General features: G+C 65.9%; 1 protein-coding gene. It reads right to left on the bottom strand.

The genetic code is table 11. The annotated features are described in order from the left end of the window. Nucleotides 1–1,330 (bottom strand): YDG domain-containing protein (locus tag CD932_RS29115; RefSeq protein WP_254926800.1); only part of this gene is annotated, 1,330 nt, incomplete at both ends.

Below are 1,330 nucleotides of genomic sequence, written 5' to 3'. Positions count from 1 at the left end.
CCGTCATAGACTTTATTGCCGGCCAGCTGGCCCGTGACCGTCAGCGCCTTGGCCGTGATGCTGGCCGTCAAGCCGGTCGGATTGGCCACCGTGTAGTTGCTGGCCAGGCCAGTGCCGTCCGCCAGGCTGGCGCCGCTGACGGTCACTGCCTTGGCGTTGCCCACGTTTTTGTCGCCGAACACGCCACTGGTGCCGGACAGCAGCAGGGTCTCTTCGCCCACCAGGCCGCTCAGGGTGCCACCCGACAAGCTGGCCGCCAGGGTGCCGTCATAGACCTTGTTGCCTGCCGTTATGCCAGCGATGTTCAGTTGCTTCGGCGTGATATTGGCTGTCAGGCCGCTCGGATTGCCGACCGTGTAGTTGCTGGCCAGGCCGGTGCCATCAAGCAGGGCCGCGCCGCTGGCTGTCACGGCGATATTGCTGGCCGCATTCTGGTTGGCAAACGTGCCCGTCAGCCCTGTCAGCGTCAGGGTTTCGTTATTGACCAGGCCGTTCAGGGCGCCGCCCGTCACGCTGGCGGCCAAGGTGCCATCATAGACCTTGTCGCCCGCCGTCGCGCCCGTTACCGTCAGCGCTTTCGGCGTAATGGCGCCGCTGCCGCTGGCGGTGTTGCTGGCCAGGCTGTAGTTGCCCGCGTCAAGGCCACCCAGAACGATGCCTTCGACCTTGACCGTCTTGCCGTTGCCGGCGTTCTTGTCGCCGAAGGCCGCCTTGGTGGCGGTAAACGACAGGCTGTCACTACCCAGCACGCCATTGTAGGTGGCGCCGGCGTTCAAGGTAGCCGCGTCCGTGCCGTCATAGGTTTTGGTGACGGCGGTGATGCCGCTGACGCTGGCAATTTGCGCCTGGGTGATGGTGCCGGTGCCGGTGCCGCTGCCGGTGCTGGCGGTCAGGGTGTAGTTGCCCGCATCCGTGCCACCCAGGGTGAGGCCGCTGGCGGTGACGGTTTTGCCGCTGCCCACGTTCTTGTCGGCAAACGATGCCGAGGTGGCGCTGACCGTCAGGACGTCGCCATTGAACATGCCGGCAAAGGTGGCGCCGGCATTGCTGACGGTGGCGGTGGTGCCGGCGTCATAAGTCTTGCTGCCGGCCGCGATAGCGCTCACGCCGGTCACTTGCGCCTTGGTGATGATGCCGGTGCCGCTGCCGTTCACCGCCGTCAGTTGGTAGTTGCCCGCATCAGTGCCGCCGAGTGTCAGGCCGCTGGCGGTGACGGTCTTGCCGCTGCCGACGTTCTTGTCGGCAAACGATGCCGAGCTGGCGCTGACCGTCAGGACGTCGCCGTTGAACATGCCGGCAAAGGTGGCGCCGGCACTATTGACGGTGGCGG

This window comes from Janthinobacterium sp. PC23-8, assembly GCF_002250505.1.
GTDB lineage: Bacteria > Pseudomonadota > Gammaproteobacteria > Burkholderiales > Burkholderiaceae_D > Janthinobacterium.
The sequence above is the reverse complement of the archived record's forward strand: the minus strand, read 5'-3'. Positions and strand labels throughout refer to the sequence as shown.